The sequence below is a fragment of the Kitasatospora sp. NPDC029367 genome, from assembly GCF_055569135.1.
Genome location: NZ_JBVHYH010000077.1, coordinates 1 through 22729, shown reverse-complemented (window position 1 = coordinate 22729; position 22729 = coordinate 1). Strand labels below are relative to the sequence as shown.

Sequence of the window (22729 nt, the reverse complement as noted above, 5' to 3'; positions counted from 1 at the left end):
TGCGCGCTCGTTGAAGCAAGTGGTCGGAACCTGTGGCCGCGGTGGGCGCCCCCGGTGCCCGCCCGTGCCGAGCGGCCCCGGGCGGGCGCACCGGCCGGTCCGGACGGACGGACGGATCACCCGTCCGGGCGCGCTACGGTGGGCGGACGGCCCGCGCACCCCCGCGCCCACGGCCCGTTGGATCGCCGGCACGACGAAGGTGGGGACGACAGACCGTCATGGCTGAGCACAGGGTCCGGGTCACCCAGGACAGCGCATCCCGCTGGCGCCGCCGCGCGGGCGAGTACGACACGCTCGCGGAGGCCCTGGCCGCCGCCGAGCCGGGCGACACCGTGACCGTCCGGCCCGGCACCTTCCGGGAGAACGTGCTGCTGGACAAGCCGGTGACGATCGTCGCGGCCCAGGGCCCGGGCACCGTCCGGATCGAACCGGCCTCCGGGGTGGCGATCACCGTCACCGCCGCCGCGACCGTGCGCGACCTGGTGGTCGAGGGCGGCGACAGCTCCGCGCCGGCCGTCCTGGTCACCGGAGCGGACGCGACGCCCGCCTTCAGCGGCTGCCGGATCGAGACCCGCTCCGCCACCGGGATCGAGATCGGCGGCGGCGCCCGCCCGACCCTGCGCGGCTGCATGGTCGCCAACCCCGGCGGCCTCGGGCTGCGGCTGCGCGGCGAGGGCACCGCCGCCGCCTTCGAGGACTGCGAGGTCGCCGCGGCCGGCCAGGCCGGGCTCGCCGTGCTCGGCGGCGCGACCGCCGCCCTGGACCGCTGCCGGATCCACCACGCCTCCGGCGCCGGCGTGCTGCTCTCCGACCCGGGCAGCGCCGCGGAGCTCACCGGCTGCGAGATCTACGAGATCCGCGGCAGCGGCGTGCAGGCCGAGGCCCAGGCCGGCGGGCGGCTGGTCGACTGCGACATCCACCGGGTCACCGGCAACGGCCTGACCCTGGACGGCGAGGCCGAACTGGTGCTCACCGGCTGCCGGGTGCACGACCTGCCGGAGAACGGCGCCGACCTGCGCGGGCGCGCCAGGCTCAGCCTCTCCAACAGCACCGTGCGGGACTTCGGGCGCGGCGCGCTCTCGGTCTGGGACCAGGGCACCGAGGCGGTCGCCGAGTCCTGCCGGATCCACGGCTCCAACGGCGAGTACCCGGCGCTGTGGGTCAGCGACGGCGCCCGGCTCACCCTCACCGACTGCTCGCTGTACGACCTGCCGGACGCGCTGTTCGTCCTCGACCGGGACTCCGCGGCCGTCGCCCGGGGCTGCTCGTTCAGCCGGATCCGCAGCTCGGCGGTCTCGGTCAGCGGCGGGGCCACCGTCACGCTCGCCTCCTGCCAGGTGCAGGAGGCCGGGACCGGGCTCTGGTTCCGCGACCACGGCAGCGGCGGACTGCTCACCGACTGCGAGATCTCGGACGTCGCCACCGGGGTGATCGTCACCAAGGGCGCCGACCCGGTGCTGCGCGAGTGCACCGTACGGGCCAGCACGGACGCCGGGGTGTACGTCTCGGCCCAGGGCCGCGGCACCTTCGAGGACTGCCGGGTCTCGCACGGCAAGGGCTTCGGCTTCCACATCATCGACGGGTGCCGCACTCAGCTCACCCGCTGCCGGGCGGAGCAGAACGAACGGGCCGGGTTCGAGTTCTCCGAGCCCGGACCGGTCGCGGAGGGGTGCATCTCGGACGACGTGGCCCCGCTCGCCCCGGCCGGACCGGGCACCGCCGGACGGCCCGAGCTGCCCGCCCCGAGGCCCGCCCAACTGGCCTCGGCCGCACCGGCGTTGACCGCCTCCTCGATGGTGTCGGCGGCGACCTCCGGCACGGCGGCGACGGCCACGATCGCGCCGATCCCGGACTGCCGCCCGGCCGACGAGGCGCTCGCCGAACTGGACTCGCTGGTCGGCCTGGCCACGGTGAAGCAGGAGGTGCGCACGCTGATCGACCTGATCTCGGTCGGCCGACGCCGCCGCCTGGCCGGCCTCAAGGCCCCCTCGCTCCGCCGACACCTGGTCTTCACCGGTGCCCCCGGCACCGGCAAGACCACCGTCGCCCGGCTGTACGGCGAGATCCTCGCCTCGCTCGGGGTGCTCCAGCGCGGCCACCTGGTCGAGGTGGCCCGGGTCGACCTCGTCGGCGAGCACATCGGCTCCACCGCGATCCGCACCGCCGCCGCCTTCGACCGGGCCCGCGGCGGGGTCCTCTTCATCGACGAGGCGTACGCGCTCGCCCCCGAGGACGGCGCCCGGGACTTCGGGCGCGAGGCGATCGACACCCTGGTCAAGCTGATGGAGGACCACCGGGACGAGGTGGTCGTGATCGTGGCCGGCTACACCGCCGAGATGGAGCGCTTTCTCTCCGCCAACCCCGGTGTCTCGTCCCGTTTCTCACGGACCGTCAGCTTTCCCGACTACACGGCGGACGAACTGCTGGAGATCGCCCGGGCGCAGTGCGCGGAGCACGAGTACGCGCTCTCCGAGGCGGCCGAGAGTGCGCTGCTGGACCACTTCGGCGGGCTGGAGCGCGGGCCCAACTTCGGCAACGGGCGCACCGCGCGGCAGGTGTTCGAGACCATGGTCGAGCGCCACGCGGTGCGGGTGGCCTCACTGGCCGACCCGTCCACGGAGGAGCTGCAGCTGCTCGTCCCGGCGGACCTGCCGACCGCGCCGCTGCCGTAACGGGCGGGAACTCCCCGACGGCGGCGGGGCGTTGGGCCGGGCATGGGAATGCTTCTGACGGGTGCCGCGGGCGGACTGCTGTTACCGGCCGGGCTGGTGGTGCTGTTCTTCCTCGGCGCGGTGGTACGGCGGCTGCGCACCCGGCACTCCGCACCGGGCGGGCGCGGCGCCGGCGCCACCGCGACGGAGGAGCTGCACGCGCTGCTCTATCCGGGCAAGCGGGTGCAGTTGGAGCAGCGGCGGGTCGAGCTGGTGCTGCGGGACGACGAGCACGACGGTGCACCGAAGCGCACGGGGATCGACCTCGCGGGCGGCCGGGCGGTGATCCGGCGGAGTGCGGGCGGGTGACAGCCGTCAGCCCGTCCAGGCGCCGCCCGCCAGGAAGGACTCCAGCGCGGAGCGGTACGGCGCGATGTCGATCCGCTCCCCGGCCAGCCAGTCGTCCGAGTAGTACTTGTCCAAGTAGCGGTCCCCCGGGTCGCAGATCAGGCCGACCACGCTGCCCGTCCGGCCGGCCGCCCGCATCTCCGCGACGATCCGCAGCGCGCTCCACAGTCCCGTCCCGGTGGAGGCGCCGGCCTTCTTCCCGAGCACCTGCTCCAGCACCCGCACCGCGGCGATCGAGGCGGCGTCGGGCACCTTCATCATCCGGTCGACCGCCCCGGCCACGAAGCTCGGCTCCATCCGGGGCCGCCCGATGCCCTCGATCCGGGAGCCGCTCGCACAGACGGCGTCCGGGTCGTGGTTCACCCAGCCCTCGAAGAAGCAGGAGTTCTCCGGGTCCGCGACGCAGATCCGGGTGTCGTACTGCATGTAGTGCACGTACCGGGCGATGGTCGCCGAGGTGCCACCGGTGCCGGCGGTGGCGACGATCCAGGCCGGTTCCGGGTGCGGCTCCAGGCGCAGCTGGGCGAAGACCGACTCGGCGATGTTGTTGTTGCCGCGCCAGTCGGTGGCCCGCTCGGCGTAGGTGAACTGGTCCATGTAGTGCCCGCCGGTCTCCTCGGCGAGCCGCGCGGAGGCCGCGTAGACCTCGTCCGAGCGCTCGACCAGGTGGCACTCGCCGCCATGGAACTCGATCAGGTCGATCTTGGCCTGGCTGGTGCTCTTGGCCATGACGGCGATGAACGGCACCCCGATGAGCTGGGCGAAGTACGCCTCGGAGACGGCGGTGGAGCCGCTGGAGGCCTCGATCACCGGCTTTCCGGGGCGGATCCAGCCGTTGCAGAGCCCGTAGAGGAAGAGCGAGCGGGCCAGCCGGTGCTTGAGCGAGCCGGTCGGGTGGGTGGACTCGTCCTTGAGGTAGAGGTCGATCCCCCACTCGGCCGGCAAGGGGAAGCGCAGCAGGTGGGTGTCGGCGGAGCGGTTGGCGTCGGCGTGGACCTTGCGCACCGCCTCCTTGAGCCAGTCGCGGTACTGCTGGTCGGAGCGGTCGACGTCGACGGTCGGCTCGATGCCGACGGCCGGCCCGACGCCCACGACCGGCTCGGTGCCGACGGTCCCACCGGACTGGGTGCTCATGGTCACGTACTCCCTCGTTGCGGCCCCCCGCTGCTCACTACGAGTGTACGAGAGTCACGATAAGTGACCGTTTTCGTAGACCCAGCTTCCGCTTATCGCCCCTCGCGGCCCGCCCGCCGCGCCACTCCCCGCCCCGCCCGGCGTCTCAGACCGGCGTTCTCAGACCGGCACCGACTGCGGGTCCGCGAGGTACGGCCCCCAGCCGAGCTCGGCCGCGCCCGCGAGCGCGCCGTGCGCCAGCTCCGCGCCGACGATCGGCACCCGCCCGCTGCGCCCCCACAGGCTGCGGTCGGCGACCACCGCGCGCAGCCGGTCGGGGGCGGCCTCCAGGAGGTCGAGGTGCAGGCCGCTGAGCACCACCCGGTCCGGGTTGAGGATGTTGGCGACCCCGGCCAGTCCGAGCCCGAGCCGGTCGATCACGTGTTCCACGGCGGCCCGCGCCCGCTCGTCGGTCGCGGCCGCCCAGCACAGCTCGCGCGCCTGGTCGAGCAGCGGGCGGCCGGGCTCCGGGGTGAGGCCGGCGGCGGCGAACAGCGCGTCGGGGTCGGTCTCGGCGTTCAGGCAGCCCCGGTTGCCGCACGCACAGGGGCGGCCCTGCGGGTCGACGGTGAGGTGGCCGACCTCCAGGGCGAGCCCGGCGCTGCCGGTGTGCAGGTGCCCGTCGATCACCAGCGCGCCGCCGACGCCGCGATGGCCGGAGGTGACGAAGAGCAGGTGCCGGGCGCCGCGCCCGGCGCCGTGGCGGTACTCGGCGAGGGCAGCGAGGTTGGCGTCGTTGGCGATGGCGGTGGGCAGCGGCCGCACGGCCTTCGGGCCGTGGTCGGCGCGGCCGACCTCGACGTCGTAGAGGTCGGCGACCGGGGTGCCGCTGGGCCAGGCGAAGTGCAGCGCGGCGAGCGCGGTGCCGTCCGGTTCGGTGACCGGGTTGGGCAGGGCGAGCGAGGCGGCCAGGCAGCGGCGGTCGGTCGCGCGGGCCAGCTCGGCACCGGCCTGGGCGACGGCGCGCAGCATCCGGACCGGATCGGTGGCGGCGGGCAGCGGCAGGTGGACGGGCGGGTCGAGCAGTCCGCCGAGTCCGGCCAGGGTGACGCTCAGCCCGTCGGCGTGGATCTGCCCGGCGACCACGACCGGGCCCTGCGGGTCGATCGCCAGCCGGTGCGAGGGGCGGCCGCGGCCGCCGCCGGCCGGGCGGGAGTCGACGGTGATCAGGCCGAGCGCCTCCAGTTCGGCCGTGACGGCCCCGGCGGTGGCCCGGGTGACGTCCAGCGCGCGGGTCAGCGCGGACCGGGTGGGTGTCTGGCCGGTGTGGATGAGCGAGAGCGCCGGGCCGAGCAGCGTCCGACCGCGGTCGGGGGCCGCGCGGCGGTGGGCGTCGCGCTGCGCGTCGGCATCGGTCCCGGAGCGGGGCCGCGGGCTTGAAGGTGAGAGCTGCACGCCCCTATTGTGACTTTGTGTCGCTTCGAAACAAAATCAGTTCCCACCGCCACGCCGACCCGACCTCCCCCCAGTCTCGCAGCACACCCCCGGTCGCGGACAGCCCCTGGGGCGCCGCCCGGCTCGCGCTCACCGCCTTCTTCGCCGTCGACGGCTTCCTGTTCGCCGCCTGGGTCGTCCGCATCCCGGACGTCCGCAGCCAGGTCAGCGCCTCCCACAGCGCCCTCGGCCTGGCCCTGCTCTGCCTGTCGGCCGGCGCCGTCCTCACCATGCCGGCCGTCGGCCGGCTCTGCCTGCGCTACGGCTCGCGCCCGGTCACCGTGGCCTCGCTGGCGCTGCTCGCCGTCGCCGTCCCGCTGCCCGCGCACGCCCACTCGGTGTACTCGCTCGGCGCGGTGCTGCTGCTGTTCGGCGCCGGGTACGGCGGCGCCAACGTCGCCATGAACAGCGCCGCCGTCGATCTGGTCGCCCAGCTTCGCCGACCCGTCATGCCCAGCTTCCACGCCGGGTACAGCCTGGGCGGCCTGCTCGGCGCGGGCATCGGCGGACTGCTCGCCGAGCGGCTGACCACCGCGTGGGCGCTCGCGCTCGGCGGACTGCTGGGGCTCGCCGTGACCGTCGGCGCGGGCCTCGTCCTGCTGCGCAGCCCGGCCGCGCCGATGGTCGCCCCGGAGCGGACCCCCAATCCGGTCAACGACCCCACCCGCAACCCCGCCAACGACCCGGCCACCGCTCGGACCACAGACCCGGCCACCACTCCGGCCACCGCTGCGGCCGCCGGGAGGCACGTCCGACTGCTGGTGCTGCTGCTCGGCCTCACCGCACTGTGCACGGCGTACGGCGAGGGCGCCGTCGCCGACTGGACCACCCTCCATCTCACCGACGACGTCCACGCGGGCGCGGGCACCGCCGCCGCCGGGTACGCCGCGTACGCCTTCGCCATGACCAGCGGACGGGTGGGCGGCACCTGGCTGTCCATCCGGCTGGGCCAGAACCGGCTGATGCTGCTCGGCGGGCTCGCCGCCGCGGCCGGCATGCTGCTCGCCGCCCTGGCCCCGTCGGTGCCGGTGGCCATCGGCGGGTTCGTCCTGGTCGGCCTCGGGCTGGCCAACCTGTTCCCGCTCGCCATCGCGCGCGCCGGGGCGGCGGGCGGGCCGCAGGGCGTCGCGCTCGCCTCGACGCTCGGGTACGGCGGGATGCTGATCGGGCCGGTGGTGATCGGCTTCCTCGCCGACGCGGTCGGGCTGCCGCTCGCCCTGACCACGGTCGCGGTCACGGCCACCGCCGCGGCCCTGCTGCCGCTTGCGGTCGGACGGCGCTGACGGCCGGACGGCGTTGCCGGCCGGGTGGCACTGGCAGTCGGACGGCGCTGACCGTCGGGGCGGCCCTGCCGGACCCGCCCCGGCAGTGGCAGGATGCGGACCCATGACCACCACCGGACGCATCCAGGTACTTCGGGCGAGCGAGCGCCCGGCCACCCCGTGGCTCAACGGGGGCGGGGTGACCCGGGAGGTCGCCCGGTCCCCCGCCGGGGCCGGACTGGCCGACTTCGACTGGCGGGTGAGCCTGGCCGACGTCGCCTCGGCCGGTCCGTTCTCGCCGTTCCCCGGGATCGACCGGGTGATCACCCTGGTCGAGGGCGCCGGTATGGTGCTCACCGTGGACGGCGTCGAGCAGCTGGTCGACGCCCCGTTCCGCCCGTTCGCCTTTCCCGGCGACGCCGCCACCGACTGCCGACTGCTCGGCGGTCCGGTGGTGGACTTCAACGTGATGACCCGCCGCGGTCGGACCGACGCCGCCGTGGAGCTGCGGACCGGGCCCGGCAGCGTGGCCGTCCCGGAGGGGTCTACCGTCCTGCTGGTCTGCCTGGCCGGTTCGGCCGTCGTCGACGGCGGCACCGAACTCGGCCGCTACGACGCCGCGGTGCTCGACGCACCGGGCGCCCACCAGCTGCGGCCCGACGGCGTCACCGCCGCGATCACCTTCCGCGCCGCCGGCTGAGCAGCTCAGACCGCGCAGTACGGACCGCGCACTGCCCGTACCCCCGCCGGAACCGGGGGTACGGGCAGTGGCGGCACCGGCGACGTCAGCCGCAGAACACCGGCGTGGCGTGCGCCGGGTCCAGGGCGTTGGTCACCAGGTGCAGCGCCGTCGGCGAGAACGCGATGGCGACGTGCTCGGCGAGCGTGACCGGGCAGTGGTCCTGGAGCACCTGGTTGTCCACGTCCGGCCCGTTCAGGAACTGGGTCCGCCACGGGGTGACGACCTCGTCGTAGACGGTCGAGATCACCGTGTAGTGCACGCCCGGCACGGTGTCCGGCCGGGAGGCCATGGTGGCGTTGAAGTCGGAGCCCACCGCCTGGTCGCGGCAGGCCTGGCAGACGGTGTAGATCAGGTCGGCCACGCCGGGGAAGTACGGCGCCAGCTTGGTGATCCCGTCGAGGGTCGTGCCGTGGTTGGACGGCGCCAGGCCGATCAGCTTGTCCACCTTGGAGGCGCCGCCGAGGAACTTCAGGTAGTAGTTCGGCAGCATGCCGCCCTGCGAGTGCCCGACGATGTCGACCTTGGCCGCACCGGTCGCGGACCTCACCAGGTCGACGAAGTGGGCGAGTTGGGCGGCCGAGGCGGGCACCGGTCCGAGGCCGCCGATCGGCAGCAGCAGACCGCTGCCGCTGGAGGTGACGCCCGGGACGGTGCCGTAGTCGAGGGCGAAGACGCAGTACCCGAGGCCCTTGAGCAGCGGGGAGAGCGCCAGCCAGTTCTCGTAGCGGTTGGCGAAGGTGCCGTGCACCAGCACCACCGGGTCGGGGTGGGCGGCGGACGGCCGGCAGCTCCAGTCGTTGGCGCCGGGCGGCGAGGCCACCGAGTCACCGTCGGGCGGGAGCGCGGCCTCGGCGGCGGCCGGGGTGGCGGCGACCGGAGCGGCCACGGCGGGGGCCGCGGCGGCGCCGACCAGTAGCGCGCCCGCCAGGACGGCCGCACCGACGGCTCCGCCGAGCCGACGGCGCAGGGGAGTTGCGGAGAAGCGGAGAAGTGGGGTTCTCAACTGTTGCCTCCACAGCGGAAGTTTGTTACCAACAGGTAACCCGAGTGGCTCAATGATGCGGTCGCCCCTCCGGCCCAGCCCTTGGACGTCCCCCAGACCTGGACGGTGTTCTCTGTGACCGGTCACAACGCACCCCACTGCACCCCCACCAGCCACTCCGCCGAACTCCCCGCGCACCGGGCCCCCGACGCCGCCACCAGCACCCCTGCCGCCAAGGCCACCGACGCCGCCGACACCCCCACCGGCGCCACCGGACACCCCTCGCCGTGGCGCGTCCCGGTGATCGGCGGACTCCCGGCCGACCAGCGACTCCTGAGCAGCGCCCGCGAGTTGGCCGCCGAGGTGGTCGCCGCCCTGCTGGAGCGGGTACCGGTCTACCACCGCCTCCCGCGCGAGCAGCTCACCGGCGAACTCACCCGGGACACCGAGCGCCGCATCCGCGGCCTGGCCCACGCCGTCCGCACCGGACTCCCCGCCCCCGCCGAGGAGTTCACCGCCGTACGGGACGCCGCCGCGCGCCGCGCCGAGGAGGGCCTGCCGCTGGACGCCGTCCTGCTCGCCCACCACCTGGGGCTGGAGGTCTGCTGGGAGTTCATCACTCGGGACGCCCACGCCGGGGACGCCGCCGACCTGCTGCTGCTCAACCGCCTGCTGCTCGACCAGCTCCGCCGGGCCGTCACCGCCGCCAGCGCCGGCTACCTGGACGGGCAGCAGTCGGCCGGCGACCGGAACTCCACCGCCCGGCAGTCCCTCCTGTCCGCACTGCTCGCCGGCACTCCCGCCGAGGAGGCCGCCGCCCGGGCCGGCACCGAACTGCCGCCCGGCTACGCCGTACTCTGCCTGTCCCTCGCCGACCACCCGGACGAGCACTCCCCCGGCATCGACCCGGCCATCGCCGCCCGTCGCAAGCTGCGCCGTTTCGTCTCCGAACTCGACCACCGCACCCGGCAGTCGGCGCTCTCCTCGCTCACCCCCTCGGGCGGCCTGCTGCTCCTCCCGCTGCCGACCCCGCCGGACCTGGCCGACGGGCCCGCCGACGGATCCGAGGGCAGATTCGAGGGCAGATTCGAGGGCGGAGTCGAGGACCGGGCCGACTGGTCCCTGCTCGGCGCCGTCCTCGCCGCCGCGGCCCGCGCCGCAGGTGTGCCCGTGCTGGCCGGAGCGGCCGCCGCAGCGCCGGCCGAGGTGCCCCGCGCCGCCGCCCTCGCCTACGAAGTCCTGGACGTGGCCCGGACGTTCGGCCGCCCGCCCGGGCTGCACCGGCTGGACGACGTGCTACTGGAGTACCAGCTCACCCGGCCCAGCCAGGCCCGCGCCCGGCTCGCCGCACTGCTCGAACCCCTCGCCGACAACGGGGAGTTGCTCACCACCCTGCGCATCCACCTGGCCGGCGGCCTCAACCGCCGACAGACCGCGAGCGCCCTGCACCTGCACCCCAACACCGTCGACTACCGGCTGCGCCGGATCGCCGTGCTCACCGGGCTGGACCCGGCGCGCCCGGCCGACGTCCTGCGGATCACCGCCGCGATCGCGGCCCGGACGGCCGAGCGGTCGAGCGCGGCCCACCGGTCGTGACGTCCTGCCGTCAACGACCCGCAAATCAACGGCCCGAGCTCACCGGCCCGAGCTCACCGGCCCGCAAACAACAGGCCCGGGCTCAACGGCCCAGGTCAGCGGGCCGACGACGCCGTCCTGCTGGAGGCCGGTGCACCGCTGGGATCGACCGAACGACCTCAGTCCCGCTCCCCCGGCAACCGCAGGTCCCACCCCACCAGGGCGCGCAGCTGCTCCGCCGTCACCCCGTCCGGCACCGGCCGGGGCGGTTCGTGCCGCAGCGGCGGCTGCCAGCCCTCCTCCTCGGTCCACCGCCGGACCACCTTGGCCGGGGCACCGGCGACCACGCTGTGGTCGGGCACCTCGCCGCGCACCACCGCACCGGCCGCGACCACCACGTTGCGGCCGATCCGCGCCCCCGGCATGATCACCGCGCCGGTACCGATCCAGCTGCCGGTGCCGATCTCCACCGGCTCGTTGCGCGGCCACTGCTTGCCGATCGGCAGCTCGGTGTCCCGGTACTCGTGCGCCTGGTCGCTGACGTACACCCCGGGGCCGGTCCAGACGTCGTCGCCGATCACGATCGACTGGTGGCCGACGATGTGGCTGTCCCGCCCGATCACGCAACCGCCGCCGATCCGCACGATCGGCTCCGGCCCGAGGTCGAGCCCGGGCAGGAAGCCCGCACTGATGGTGACCCGCTCGCCGATGATCGAGAACGGCCCGATGGTGATCCACCGCTCGTTGAACACCGCCCCGAGCGGGAAGGCGAGGGTGGTGCCGTCGCCCAGCTCGCCGAACCGGTACGGACCGGGGTTCCGGTTGCTGACCGCGCCGGTCCGCTGCACCCAGCGCCAGCCCCGGTGGACGAGGCGCCCAGCGGCCCGGCGGCCGCCGTCCCGGACGGTGGAGAGGAGGGAACGGGTTATCGGCATGCGCTCACGTTACCGGCCCGTAGCGTCCGCCCGGTGACCGGGAGGCCGACATCACACCGGCCCCACCGCTCCCTTCCGCACCGCCCCGGACCGCCCCCCTTGCCGGCCGGGCTGGGCCGGGGCCGCGCCCAGCCGGAGGCCGGCCCGGCCCGCGGCTCAGCGCACCCAGCCGGAGGCCCAGCCCAGCCCGCGGCTCAGCGCACCCAGGCCGCCGGCCGCTTCTCCAGGAAGGACCGCATCCCCTCCTGCGCCTCCGCCGACCCGAACAGCCGCGCCGACAGCTGCACCAGCTCGTCCGCGTCCCGCTCGAAGGACCGCGCCACCTCGGCGTTGGCCAGCCGCTTGGACTCCGCCAGCCCCTGCGGCGAGCCCTGGCGCAGCGCGTCCAGCAGACCCTTCACCAGCACCCCGGTGGACTCGCTGGAATCGGCCGCCTGGGTGATCAGACCGATCCGGGCCGCCTCGGCGGCGGCGAAGACCTCGCCGGTCAGGTAGTAGCGGGAGGCGGCGCGCGGCTCCAGCTTGGGGCGCAGCGGCAGCGAGATGACGGCGGGCGCCAGGCCGAGCCGGACCTCGGTGAAGGCGAAGGTCGCGGCCGGTCCGGCGACGGCGAGGTCCGCCGCGCCGATCAGGCCGAGGCCGCCGGCCCGGGCGTGCCCGTCGACCACGGCGATCACCGGCTTGGTGCAGTCCACGATCGCCTTCTGCAGCTCGACCAGGCCGCGCGGGCCGACGGTCGGGTCCGCCCCGGTCGCCTCGGAGAGGTCCGCACCCGCGCAGAACACCTTGCCGGTGTGGGTGAGCACCACCGCACGGACGTCCCGGTCGGCCGCGGCCACCGCCAGTCCGGCGTGCAGCTCGGACATCAGGCGGGAGGAGAGTGCGTTGCGGTTGTGCGGCGAGTCGAGGGTGAGCGTGGTGACGGCGTCCGCGGTGGTGACGCGGACGAGGGGCTCTGCGCTGGTCATCGGCGTGGGCCTGCCTTCCGGCTGAGGGTGGGTCGGACTGCGGGCGCGGACCGGGGTGCCCGGACCGCGCCCGCACGACTCTGGCACGCCCACCCGCTCCTCGGCCAGAGCCGATCGGCACCCCTCGGCCGGAGCCGTACGGGCCCCGGCGGCCCCGGCCCTCCGGCCGCCGGGCCGAAAACCGCTGGTGGCAGCCGTGGTCCGCCCGTCAGCATGGGCCCATGACCACCGACCCCCCGGTCCTGCTGCTCGCCCCGCGGATCAACGAGACCGGCCTCCAGCTGCGCACCGCCGCCGGGCTGCGCGGCCTGCGCGCACGCACCGCCGCCTCCTGGCGGGCTCCGCGTGACCTGCTCGGCGCCGCGGTGCACGTGTACGGCGGGCCGCTGTTCGCGGACGCGGTCGGCCGGGAGCTCGGCCTCGCCCTGCTGGAGCCGGCCGAGGACTGGCTCGCCCGGCTGCCGCTCGCGCTGACCGGCCGACGGGTGTCCGCGACCACGCTGGCCGAGGCCCGCGGGCTGCGCGGCCCGGCCTTCGTGAAGCCGCCCGCGGACAAGCTGTTCGCCGCCCGGGTCTACCCCGACGGCCGCGCGCTGCCCGGGCCCGCTCTGCTGGACGGGGACATCCGCGTACTGGTGAGCGAGGTGGTCCGGTTCCGCACGGAGTTCCGGCTGTTCGTCCTGGACGGCGCGGTGCGGACGGGCTCGCGCTACGCGCAGGACGGCGACCTGTCCGTCGCACCGCTGGGGGCGGACGGCCCCGAGGTGCTGGCCTTCGCCCGCGACGTGCTGGCCGCCTCGGCCTCGCACGCCCCGCTGCCGAGCGCGGTGGTGGTGGACGTCGGACGGACGGACCGGGGCTGGGCGGTGGTCGAGGCCAACGCCGCCTGGGCCAGCGGGGGTTACGCCGCCGACCCGGGCGAGGTCCTGGACGTGGTGCTGCGCTCCTCCGGCCCTGCCGCCCAACTGCCCCCCGCCGACGAGCCGTTCCGGCGCGAGCTGCCCGAAGTGGTGCGCTGACGGGTGCGTTGACGCCTGCGCTGACGGGTGCGTTGACGGGTGCACTGACGGGCGGGTTGACCGGGGCCGGCCACTTGCCGTCCCGGCGTACGGTGGAGCACGATCGGGCACCATGACCACCACGCACCTCACCCACATCACCCAGCCGCCGGGCGTGTTCCCCGCGAAGGGCTACACCCACGTCGTCACCGGCACCGGCCGGCTGGTCCAGGTCTCCGGACAGGTCGCCTTCGACGAGCACGGGAACCTGGTCGGCGCGGGTGACCCGAAGGCCCAGGCCCGTCAGGTCTTCGAGAACCTGCGCCACTGCCTGGCCGCCGCCGGCGCCGACTTCTCGGACGTCGTCAAGTTCACCTTCTTCATGACCGACATCGCCCACCTCGCGGCGATCCGGGAGGCCCGGGACGAGTACCTGGGAGACCTGCCGCTCCCGGCCGCCTCCGCGATGCAGGTCGCGGCCCTGTTCCGGCCCGACGTGCTGATCGAGATCGAGGCCACGGCGATCGTCCCGGAGTAGCCCCCCTCAAGCCGGCCCCTCCCTCGCCGCCACCCCAACTCCCTAGTGGTACAGACCTGTTGACGCATTGGTCCAGTCCTCCTACAGTGCCCATGCCCCCGCCCCCCACGGCGCGGGCGCCGATCGCACACGGAGCACTCCCGGTTCTACGTCACCCTGTCCAACCCCCACCGCCACAGGGAGAACCATGTCCGCTCGATCCCGGGCGGGACGCCCGCGCATGCGCAGCAGACTGCTGGCGCTGCTGTCCGTCCTACTCCTGCCACTCGCCGTCCTGACCGCGCTCGCCGCCCCGGCGAGCGCGGCGGGCAGGCTCACCGCCACCTTCACCACCGCCGACAACGGCTCCTGGTGGCAGGGCACGTACATCGTCCACAACGACAACGCCACCGCCGTCACCGGCTGGACCCTGGACTTCGACCTGCCCGCCGGCGTCACCATGGGCAACACCAGCAACGGCACCGCGACCGTCAACGGCCGGCACGTCACCGCCACCGCCGCGTACTACAACGCGACCGTCAACGCCCACAGCACCACCGAGCCGTACAGCTTCTGGTTCGTCGGCACCGGCCCGGTCTCCACCCCGCTCAACTGCCGCGTCAACGGCGACAAGTGCGACGGCTCCGCCGACGTCCCGCCGTCCGCGCCGGGCACCCCCACCGTCACCGGGGCGACGGCGCACACCCTCGCGCTGAGCTGGCCGGCCGCCACCAGCGGGGACTTCCCGGTCGCCTCCTACGACGTGCTGAGCGGCACCACCGTGCTCGCCTCCGGCCCGACCGCCAACGCCCTGGTCACCGGGCTCACCCCGGCCACCACGTACACCCTGACCGTCCGGGCCAAGGACAGCCGCGGCAACACCGGCCCGATCAGCGCGCCGGTGACGGCCGCCACCTTCGACCCGTCCACGGACCGGGTCCCGCCGACCGCACCCACCAACCTCCGTGCCACGTCGGTCGGTTCCTCGGACGTGACGCTCGCTTGGAACGCCGCCACCGACAACGTCCGGGTCGCCGCGTACGACGTCTACCAGGGCGCCACCCTGGTGGCGACGGTCGACGGCGGCACCCTGACCGCGTCCGTCGGCGGCCTCTCCCCGTCCACCGCCTACACCTTCACGGTGCAGGCCCGCGACCCCGCCGACAACGCCTCGCCCGCCTCCGCTCCGCTCGCCGTGACCACCGCGGACATCGTCGGCGCCGGCAAGTACGCCCGGGTCGGCTACTTCGTCCAGTGGGGCATCTACGGCCGCCAGTACTTCGTCAAGAACCTCGACACCTCGGGCAGCGCGGCCAAGCTCGACATCGTCAACTACGCCTTCGAGAACATCGATCCGGTCAACCTGACCTGCCTCGCGGGCGTCACCAAGGGCACCACCGCCAACCCGGAGGACCCGGACCAGGGCACCGGCGCCGGTGACGCCGACGCCGACTACGCCCGCCCGATGAGCGCCGACCAGTCGGTGGACGGCGTGGCCGACGACGGCTGGGGCAAACTCCGGGGCAACTTCAACCAGTTGAAGAAGCTCAAGGCCAAGTACCCGAACCTCAAGGTGGTCGTCTCACTCGGCGGCTGGACGTACTCCAAGTACTTCTCCGACGTCGCCGCGACCGACGCGTCCCGGCAGAAGTTCGTCAAGTCCTGCGTGGACACCTGGATCAAGGGCAACCTGCCCGTCTACAACGGCGCCGGCGGGGACGGCGTCGCCGCCGGGATCTTCGACGGCATCGACCTCGACTGGGAGTGGCCCGGCTCCGGCGACGGCCACCCGGGCAACCACTGGAGCGCGAACGACAAGGCCGACCTGACCCTGCTGGCGGCCGAGTTCCGCAAGCAGCTCGACGCACTGGGCGGCCCCCACAAGCTGCTCACCGCCTTCACCCCGGCCGACCCGGCCAAGGTCGCGGCCGGCTGGGACCTCGGCAAGGTCTTCACCTCGCTCGACATCGCCAACGTCCAGGGCTACGACTTCCACGGCTCGGGCAGCGACAACTCCTGGGAGCCCAACCGCACCGGCCAAGCCTCCAACCTCTACTCCGACCCGAACGACCCCTACAACTTCCACTTCAGCGTGGACGGCGCCGTCCGGACCTACCTCGCCGCCGGGGTCAACCCGCGCAAGCTGACCATCGGCTTCCCGTTCTACGGGCGCGGCTGGCAGGGCGTGGCGGACGGCGGCGCCCACGGCGTCTGGCAGTCCGCGAACGGCGCGGCGCCCGGCCAGTTCGCCGAGGAGGCGGGCACCCGCGGGTACCAGAACCTGCTCACCGGCGTGCCCGGGCTCACCGTCTACCACGATCCCAAGTCCGTTGCCACGTACGGCTACACGGGCGCGAACGGCCAGTGGTGGACCTTCGACGACGCCTGGTCGATCGCCCAGAAGACGGCCTACCTCAAATCGAAGAACCTGCTCGGCGGCATGATCTGGGAGATGTCCGGCGACACCCCGTCGGGCACCCTGATGTCCGCCCTCGACACCGGGCTCAAGTGACCGGGCCCAGATGACCGGGCCCAGATGACCGGGCTCAGGTGACCGGGCTCAGGTAGCCGCCACCGAACCGCCGGCCGGGCCGGTGCCCCGAACGGGGGCGCCGGCCCGGCCGCACGGACCGGGTCCCGCTACCGGGCGGCCATCGCCATCAGCTTGCGCGCCGCCCGGTTCTGCCGCAGCAGCTGCGCGAAGGTGGTGTGCCCCTGGGTGGTCCGGGCGAACGCCCGCCACGCCGCCGGCACCGTGGTGACCGCCGTGTGGAACAGGTACGGCCGCCGCTCGAAGGCGCTCAGCAGCTGCTTGCCCGCGCGCATCTCCACGCCCAGCCCGGCCTTGATCGCGAACGCGTAGTTCAGCGCCTCGCGCCGCACCGTGCCCGCGTCACCCGCCTCCGCGATCCGCACCGCCCACTCCCCGGCCAGCCGGCCGGAGCGCAGCGCGTACGAGATGCCCTCGCGGGTCCACGGCTCCAGCAGTCCGGCGGCGTCCCCGGCCACCAGGACCCGGCCGCGGGCGAGCGGCGAGTCCTCGGCCCGGCAGCGGGTCAGGTGCCCGGACTCGATCCGCGGGGGGAAGCCGGACAGGCCCAGGCGCCGGATGTAGTCGGCGAGGTACTGCTTGGTCCGCTCGCCGTCACCGCGCGCCGAGATGACGCCCACGGTCAGGCTGCTGGTCTCGGTCTTCGGGAACACCCAGCCGTAACTGCCGGGCAGCGGGCCCCAGTCGAGGTGGATCCGGCCCGACCAGTCGGCGGCCACCTGCGGCGGGACGGGGATCTCGGCCTCCAGGCCGAGGTCGATCTGGTCGAAGGTGACGCCCACGTGCCGGGCGATCCGGCTGGCGCTGCCGTCCGCACCGACCACCGCCCGGGCCTCGAAGGTGCGCCCGTCGGCGGCCGTGACCACGGCCGTGCGGTGCTCGCCACCGCGCTGCTCGACCCCGGTGACGGTCACTCCGGTGACCAGCACCGCCCCGGCCTGCTTGGCGGACCGGACCAGCCGCAGGTCGAACTCGTCCCGGTTGACCAGCCCGAACAGCATCCGCTTGGAACGCTTGGTCCGGGTGTACTGCCCGTCGTAGGCGAAGGTGACGGCCGACACCCGGTCCTGCAACGGCAGTTCGAAGTTCGGCGGCAGGCTGTCCCGGGACGGGCCGATGATGCCGCCGCCGCAGGTCTTGTAGCGGGGGTGCTCGGCCTTGTCGAGCAGCAGCACCCGGCGGCCCTGTTCGGCGGCGGCGTACGCGGCCGAGGCCCCGGCCGGTCCGGCGCCGACCACCACGACGTCCCAGACGCCGTCCTGCGGCTGCGACGCCTCGTCGAGCGGGCCGTGCGACGGGCCCTCCGAAGGGCCCTCCGACGGGGCTTGCGACGGGCTGTCGACCGGGACGTCCGACGGACGCTCGACCGGGACGTCCGACGGGCTGTCGATCGGGCTACGGGAATCAGGGCTTCCGGAGTCAGTCACGTCGACCAATCCTATGCGTCCGCCCGGTGCCCCGGTCGCCGCACCACCCACCGATCCGGAAGCTCCCCGCTGCCCTCCGGACGGCTCAGCCTATGATCGGCGGTACCCCAACCGACCGCCTCCGCCCCTACCACCCCCCGGGCGGACCCGTCCCCTCCGGAGCCCCGATGTCACAGCCCCTGGCCGACGCCGTCCGGTCCCTGATGGACCGTGCCCGCACCGACCTCGCCGAGCTGGTCGCCTTCCAGTCGGTCGCCGACCCGCGCCAGTTCCCGGTCGAGGAGTGCCAGAAGGCCGCGCACTGGGTCGCCGAGGCCTTCGCCGCCGAGGGTCTGACCGGCATCCGGCTGCTGGACACCCCGGACGGCACCCAGTCCGTCTACGGCGAGCTGCCCGGCCCCGAGGGCGCCCCGACCGTGCTGCTCTACTCGCACTACGACGTGCAGCCCCCGCTCGACGAGAGCGGCTGGCACAGCCCGGCCTTCGAGCTGACCGAGCGCGACGGCCGCTGGTACGGGCGCGGCGCCGCCGACTGCAAGGGCAACATCCTGATGCACCTGACCGCCCTGCGGGCGCTGCGCCAGGTGTACGGCGACGACTACCCGGTCGGCCTGAAGGTCATCGTGGAGGGCTCCGAGGAGCAGGGCACCGGCGGTCTGGAGCGCTACGCCGAGGCCCACCCCGAGCTGCTCGCCGCCGACGTCATCGTGATCGGCGACACCGGCAACTTCGCCCCGGGCCTGCCGACCGTGACCGCCACGCTGCGCGGCATGACGGTGGTCGAGGCCTCGATCACCACGCTGGCCGGCAACCTGCACTCCGGCGGTTTCGGCGGCGCCGCCCCCGACGCGCTGCAGGCACTGATCAAGGTGCTCGCCTCGCTGCACGACGAGAACGGCGACGTCGCGGTCGCCGGGCTGGCCGCCGACCAGACCTGGGAGGGCGTGCAGTACCCGGAGGAGCAGTTCCGCGCCGACGCCAAGGTGCTCGACGGCGTCGCCCTGACCGGCACCGGCACCGTCTCCGACCGGCTGTGGGCCCGCCCGTCCGTCACCGTCCTCGGCATCGACGCCCCGCCGGTGATCGGCGCCACCTCCTCGGTGCAGGCCGCCGCCAAGGCGCTGATCTCCCTGCGCGTCCCGCCGGGCATGGACACCGAGGCCGCCCAGGACGCCCTGGTCGCCCACCTGGAGGCGCAGGTCCCGCTCGGCGCCCGACTGACCGTCGAGCGCCAGGGCAACGGCGCGCCGTTCCGCGCCGACACCAGCGGCCCGGCCTACGAGGCGATGGGCGAGGCGATGGCCGAGGCCTTCGGCACGCCGATGGTCGCCTCCGGCGAGGGCGGCTCGATCCCGCTCTGCAACACCCTGCGCTCGCTCTACCCGCAGGCCGAGATCGTGCTGATCGGCGTCGAGGACCCGACCACCCAGATCCACGCCGTCAACGAGAGCGTCGACCCGCAGGAGCTGGAGCGGATGGCCCTCACCGAGGCCCTGTTCCTCCGCCGCTACGCGGAACTGCGCACCGTCTGACGGGAGTTCGCACCGGTCCCGGGCCGCCCGCCACGCCACCGGCGGGCGGCCGCGACCACCGCCGCGTAGCCGACCGCACCCACCGCGAGGCCGGCACCGGCCCCGAAGCACACCTCCGGGACGAGGTTGCGGCGCAGCGGGGCGATCCGGTGCAGCACCCCGGCCGCGGTGGCCGCGGCCAGCACCGCGGTGGCCGTCCGCCTGGTCCGCGGCGCCAGCCGCACGGCCGGGCGCACCGGTTCCACGGCCCGCACCGCGCGCGCCGCCCAGCCGCCCAGCGCGGCCAGCGCCAGCGCCGAACTCCCGTACTGCAGCGCCTCGTAGACCGGGACCCCGGCCACCGTCCGGTCCAGTACGGGCAGCAGCCGCACGCCCAGCCGGCCGCCGTGGGTGAACGCGTCCCAGCCGACGTGGGTGGCCGCGCCGACCGCCGCCGAGGCCACGAACCAGGCCGCGTCCGCGCCCAGGCCCCCGGCACCGCCGCAGCCGCCGGTACCGCCCGCACCGGCCGCCGCGGCCCGGCGGACCGTCAACGCCTCGGCGCCGCCCGCCCACCGTTCGGGCAGCAGCCCCACCAGCGGCGCGCGCAGCAGCCCGTGCCACCCCGCCACCAGCGCGCCGGCGATCGCCACGTCCAGCGTCGGCACCGCCCACCAGGCGTGGGTCAGCCCGCCGTGCCCGTACACCCCGGGCAGCAGCGACTCGGCGAAGAACGGCACGTCGGGCGCCATCGACCCGGCCACCAGCGCCGAGGCCACCAACGGCCCGCGCTCCCCGGCGGCGCGCAGCAGGGGCAGGACGGCGGCGGGATGGCTCAGCGTGAACGGCATGTCCCCATCCTGACCCCCGCACCGGCCGCGCCACCAACCGGGGCCGGGCCACCGCCCGGCGCCCCGGCCCTCCTCCCCCTGCCCCTCCTCCCCCGGCCCGTCGGCCCCCAGCCCGTCCGCCCCCAGCCCGTCCGCCCCCGGCCCTTCCGCCCCCGGCCCTCCGGCGCTACGCCGCGTCCGCCGTGCTGGCCAGGCGGCCGAGCGCCGCCCGGCACCCCGCCTCCAGGTAGCGCAGTTCCCCGCTGCGCCGGGCGTCCAGCGCGGCGGCCAGGCGCCGGTAGCGGCTGGGCGGCAGCAGGTCGGCCGACTCGTCCAGGGTGACGAACCGGCAGCCGCGCAGCTCCTCCTGTTGCAGCAGCAGGTTCCGCCGGCCCGCGTCGTCCAGCAGGCCGCCGTCGTACATCAGCCGCAGGCCGCCGCGTCGCGGGCCGGTACGCGGTTCCCAGTCGACGGCGAGCAGCCGCAGCACCGAGGGGTCCAGGCGCAGCCCGAGCTCCTCGGCGGTCTCGCGCAGGGCGGCGTCGGTGGGGGCCTCGCCGCGTTCGACCACGCCGCCGGGGAAGTCCCAGTCGGGCTTGTAGACCGGGTCGACGAGCAGCACCCGGTCCTGCTCGTCGAAGAACAGCACGGCCGAGGCCACGGTGTCGCCGGTCGGGTCGGGGGCCTGGACGATCGGACAGCGCGCGGCACCGACCCGGACGAGTTCGGCGATCCGGTGCGCGGTCTCGCGCGGGGTGAGCGCGCCGTTGTCGATCATCCGGGCGTCGCCGACCAGCCAGCGGCGGGCGGCCCGGTAGTGCGGCAGGTGCTCCAGGCACCAGGTGCGGACCCGCTCGCTGCGCTCCGGGTCGCCCGGGCATTCCTCGCGGTGGGCGATGCGGTTTCGCAGGATCGTTTCTTCGGGGTCCAGGACGAAGTGGTGCACCGCGATCCCGTGCGCGGCGAGGTCACCGAAGATCTCGTCCCGGTAGTCCTCTCTGAGCAGGGTCATCGGCACCACCAACGGCCCGCCCACCTCGCCGAGCAGCGCGGCGGCCGTCTCGGGCACCAGCCGACGCCAGGCCGCGAGGTCCTGGAAGTCGGACACCGTGGCCAGCCGGTCGGCCGGAAGCATCCGGCGCAGTCCGAAGCCGACCAGCTCGGGATCGAAGAGCACGCTCCCGGGCAGCAGTTCCACCAGCTCGCGGCAGGCGCTCGTCTTGCCCGCCCCGAATGTGCCATTGACCCAGACGATCACAACGTCCCCTGCCCTCGACTTGCCCCGATGCCGTTCGCACCGGGCAGCGCCCCCGTCGGCCGAACCAGCGCCACCCGTGGTGGTACCCGCGCGAAGCCGCTCCCCAAAACTGCTCGCCACGCCCGCCCGCGCGCCCCGACCCGCCCCTTGACAGCGGCATGTGCCCAGGCCACGGGCCCGGTACGGATATATGCGGATCGGCCGCCATCAAAGCCGCACCCCGCCGCCACACCGTTCGCACAGGGAGTCGGACCGGCCGACTTCCGGCGCGCGCCCCGACCGTACGCCGCTCGCGCCGCCCCTGCGCCCTCCCGCTCCCCCGTCCTCCCGCTCACCGCTCCCTACCCCCGCCCTCACCGCCCTCACCGCCCGCCGGTCGCACCGCTTGCCGGTCGCACCGCCCGCCGGTCGCACCGCTTGCGCGGCCCGCACCCCGCCGCGTACAGAGAAACCCATGAAGCTGCTCCCCGCCGGCCGGGTCGTCGTCATCGGCTCGGTCAACACCGACCGGATCCTCCGCTGCCCCGTACTCCCCGCGCCCGGCGAGACCGTGCTGGCCACCGACGCCACCCGGGGGTTCGGCGGCAAGGGCGCCAACCAGGCGGTGGCCGCGGCCCGGATGGGGGCCGCCACCCACCTGGTGGCCAAGGTGGGGCGCGACGCCGAGGGCGAGGCGGCGCTCGACGACCTGCGCGGCGCGAACGTGGAGACGGGCGCCGTCCACACCCACCCCGACGCGCCCACCGGCCAGGCGATCGTCATGGTCGACCCCGCCGGGGAGAACAGCATCGTGGTCGTGCCCGGCGCGAACGCCCACCTGACCCCGGACGAGGTCGGCGCGGCCCTGGCCCGGCTCCACCTGCTCCCGGTCGACGTCGTCCTCACCAGCAACGAGGTCCCCCCGGAGTGCATCCGCGCCGTCGCCGCGGCCCTGCCCGCCGCGGGCCCGCGCGGCGGCACCCGCTGGCTGCACAACACCGCCCCGGCCGGCGCCCTGCCCGACCCCGGCCCCACCGGACGCCGCCCGCTGGTGGTCGCCAACGCCGTCGAGGCCCGGCAGCTCACCGGCGCCGCGGACGCCGTCGAGGCGGCCCGTGCGCTGGCCCGGCAGGGCGAGGGGGCGGTGGTCACCCTCGGCGGCGAGGGCGCCCTGGTCGCCGCCGGCGGAGCACTCACCCGGCTGCCCGCGCCGACCGTCCGGGTGGTCGACACCACCGGCGCCGGCGACGTCTTCTGCGGGGCGCTCGCCGCCGGCCTCGCCCGCCTGGCCGACCTGCCCGACGCGGCCGCCACCGCCGTCGCCGCCGGGGCCTTCGCCGTCACCGCGCTCGGCGCCCGCGGCGCCCTCCCCCGCCCGACCGACCTCTGACCGCGCGTCGGCAGCGCCCTCCCGGCCCGGGCACCGGGGTGCGGGCGCGGGGGGGGGGGGGGGGGGGGGGGGGGGGGGGGGGGGGGGGGGGGGGGGGGGGGGGGGGGGGGGGGGGGGGGGGGGGGGGGGGGGGGGGGG

Annotated in this window: 18 protein-coding genes; 10 read left to right on the top strand and 8 right to left on the bottom strand. The window is 75.1% G+C overall.

Translation table 11 applies throughout. From position 1 onward, the window contains the following. Nucleotides 1–218: 218 nt before the first annotated feature. Nucleotides 219–2672: a right-handed parallel beta-helix repeat-containing protein gene (locus ACZ4W5_RS31160; protein WP_465658314.1), complete on the top strand. Its 2454-nt coding sequence runs from the start codon at nucleotides 219–221 to the stop codon at nucleotides 2670–2672. Nucleotides 2673–2714: 42 nt separating this feature from the next. Beyond that, nucleotides 2715–3020: a DUF6191 domain-containing protein gene (locus tag ACZ4W5_RS31155; RefSeq protein ID WP_465658312.1), complete on the top strand. Its 306-nt coding sequence runs from the start codon at nucleotides 2715–2717 to the stop codon at nucleotides 3018–3020. A gap of 6 nt (nucleotides 3021–3026) precedes the next feature. Here ACZ4W5_RS31155 and ACZ4W5_RS31150 read toward each other — a convergent pair whose 3' ends face one another. Together ACZ4W5_RS31150 and ACZ4W5_RS31145 are read right to left on the bottom strand one after the other, a co-directional pair. After that, the gene (locus ACZ4W5_RS31150; protein WP_360244695.1) at nucleotides 3027–4193 is read right to left on the bottom strand and encodes a PLP-dependent cysteine synthase family protein; all 1167 of its coding nucleotides are present in this window, start codon (nucleotides 4191–4193) and stop codon (nucleotides 3027–3029) included. Nucleotides 4194–4352: 159 nt separating this feature from the next. Beyond that, the gene (locus tag ACZ4W5_RS31145; protein ID WP_402490000.1) at nucleotides 4353–5627 is read right to left on the bottom strand and encodes an ROK family protein; all 1275 of its coding nucleotides are present in this window, start codon (nucleotides 5625–5627) and stop codon (nucleotides 4353–4355) included. Nucleotides 5628–5644: 17 nt separating this feature from the next. On the opposite strand from ACZ4W5_RS31145, the gene ACZ4W5_RS31140 reads away from it, so the two are divergent. Next, complete coding sequence (locus ACZ4W5_RS31140) at nucleotides 5645–6949, top strand: MFS transporter (RefSeq protein ID WP_465658310.1); 1305 nt, start codon at nucleotides 5645–5647, stop codon at nucleotides 6947–6949. A 103-nt stretch (nucleotides 6950–7052) separates the two neighbouring features. Continuing rightward, nucleotides 7053–7628, top strand: a complete 576-nt coding sequence (locus tag ACZ4W5_RS31135; RefSeq protein WP_465658309.1) for a HutD/Ves family protein — start codon at nucleotides 7053–7055, stop codon at nucleotides 7626–7628. An 85-nt stretch (nucleotides 7629–7713) separates the two neighbouring features. Here ACZ4W5_RS31135 and ACZ4W5_RS31130 read toward each other — a convergent pair whose 3' ends face one another. Beyond that, the gene (locus ACZ4W5_RS31130) at nucleotides 7714–8598 is read right to left on the bottom strand and encodes an esterase/lipase family protein (protein WP_465658338.1); all 885 of its coding nucleotides are present in this window, start codon (nucleotides 8596–8598) and stop codon (nucleotides 7714–7716) included. 189 nt (nucleotides 8599–8787) lie between these two features. Between ACZ4W5_RS31130 and ACZ4W5_RS31125 the strand changes: the two genes are divergently transcribed. Then, nucleotides 8788–10248, top strand: coding sequence for a PucR family transcriptional regulator (locus tag ACZ4W5_RS31125; protein ID WP_465658307.1), 1461 nt, complete (start codon nucleotides 8788–8790; stop codon nucleotides 10246–10248). Between the two features lie 158 nt (nucleotides 10249–10406). Here ACZ4W5_RS31125 and ACZ4W5_RS31120 read toward each other — a convergent pair whose 3' ends face one another. Both ACZ4W5_RS31120 and ACZ4W5_RS31115 read right to left on the bottom strand, forming a co-directional pair. After that, a complete protein-coding gene (locus tag ACZ4W5_RS31120; protein WP_360244683.1) occupies nucleotides 10407–11162 on the bottom strand; it encodes an acyltransferase in 756 nt (251 codons plus the stop codon). 194 nt (nucleotides 11163–11356) lie between these two features. Beyond that, the gene (locus tag ACZ4W5_RS31115; RefSeq protein WP_465658306.1) at nucleotides 11357–12130 is read right to left on the bottom strand and encodes an enoyl-CoA hydratase family protein; all 774 of its coding nucleotides are present in this window, start codon (nucleotides 12128–12130) and stop codon (nucleotides 11357–11359) included. Between the two features lie 221 nt (nucleotides 12131–12351). On the opposite strand from ACZ4W5_RS31115, the gene ACZ4W5_RS31110 reads away from it, so the two are divergent. The 3 genes from ACZ4W5_RS31110 (at nucleotide 12352) to ACZ4W5_RS31100 (ending at nucleotide 16157) form a co-directional block, all read left to right on the top strand. Further along, the gene (locus tag ACZ4W5_RS31110; protein WP_465658304.1) at nucleotides 12352–13149 is read left to right on the top strand and encodes an ATP-grasp domain-containing protein; all 798 of its coding nucleotides are present in this window, start codon (nucleotides 12352–12354) and stop codon (nucleotides 13147–13149) included. A gap of 112 nt (nucleotides 13150–13261) precedes the next feature. After that, on the top strand, nucleotides 13262–13666 hold the full coding sequence (locus ACZ4W5_RS31105; RefSeq protein WP_465658302.1) for a RidA family protein: 405 nt from the start codon (nucleotides 13262–13264) through the stop codon (nucleotides 13664–13666). A gap of 220 nt (nucleotides 13667–13886) precedes the next feature. Continuing rightward, nucleotides 13887–16157: a glycosyl hydrolase family 18 protein gene (locus tag ACZ4W5_RS31100; protein WP_465658300.1), complete on the top strand. Its 2271-nt coding sequence runs from the start codon at nucleotides 13887–13889 to the stop codon at nucleotides 16155–16157. A gap of 128 nt (nucleotides 16158–16285) precedes the next feature. On the opposite strand, the gene ACZ4W5_RS31095 is transcribed toward ACZ4W5_RS31100, so the two are convergent. Continuing rightward, on the bottom strand, nucleotides 16286–17623 hold the full coding sequence (locus ACZ4W5_RS31095) for a geranylgeranyl reductase family protein (RefSeq protein WP_402490025.1): 1338 nt from the start codon (nucleotides 17621–17623) through the stop codon (nucleotides 16286–16288). A gap of 167 nt (nucleotides 17624–17790) precedes the next feature. On the opposite strand from ACZ4W5_RS31095, the gene ACZ4W5_RS31090 reads away from it, so the two are divergent. Continuing rightward, nucleotides 17791–19155, top strand: coding sequence for a dipeptidase (locus tag ACZ4W5_RS31090; RefSeq protein ID WP_402490028.1), 1365 nt, complete (start codon nucleotides 17791–17793; stop codon nucleotides 19153–19155). Here ACZ4W5_RS31090 and ACZ4W5_RS31085 read toward each other — a convergent pair. After that, the gene (locus ACZ4W5_RS31085; protein WP_465658298.1) at nucleotides 19131–19985 is read right to left on the bottom strand and encodes a DUF4184 family protein; all 855 of its coding nucleotides are present in this window, start codon (nucleotides 19983–19985) and stop codon (nucleotides 19131–19133) included. The genes ACZ4W5_RS31090 and ACZ4W5_RS31085 overlap by 25 nt on opposite strands. 166 nt (nucleotides 19986–20151) lie before the next feature. Beyond that, entirely contained in the window at nucleotides 20152–21222 is a 1071-nt protein-coding gene (locus tag ACZ4W5_RS31080; RefSeq protein WP_360244662.1) for an NUDIX hydrolase, read from the bottom strand. A gap of 454 nt (nucleotides 21223–21676) precedes the next feature. Between ACZ4W5_RS31080 and ACZ4W5_RS31075 the strand changes: the two genes are divergently transcribed. Next, nucleotides 21677–22591, top strand: a complete 915-nt coding sequence (locus ACZ4W5_RS31075) for a PfkB family carbohydrate kinase (RefSeq protein ID WP_465658295.1) — start codon at nucleotides 21677–21679, stop codon at nucleotides 22589–22591. The last annotated feature ends 138 nt before the right edge of the window (nucleotides 22592–22729 follow it).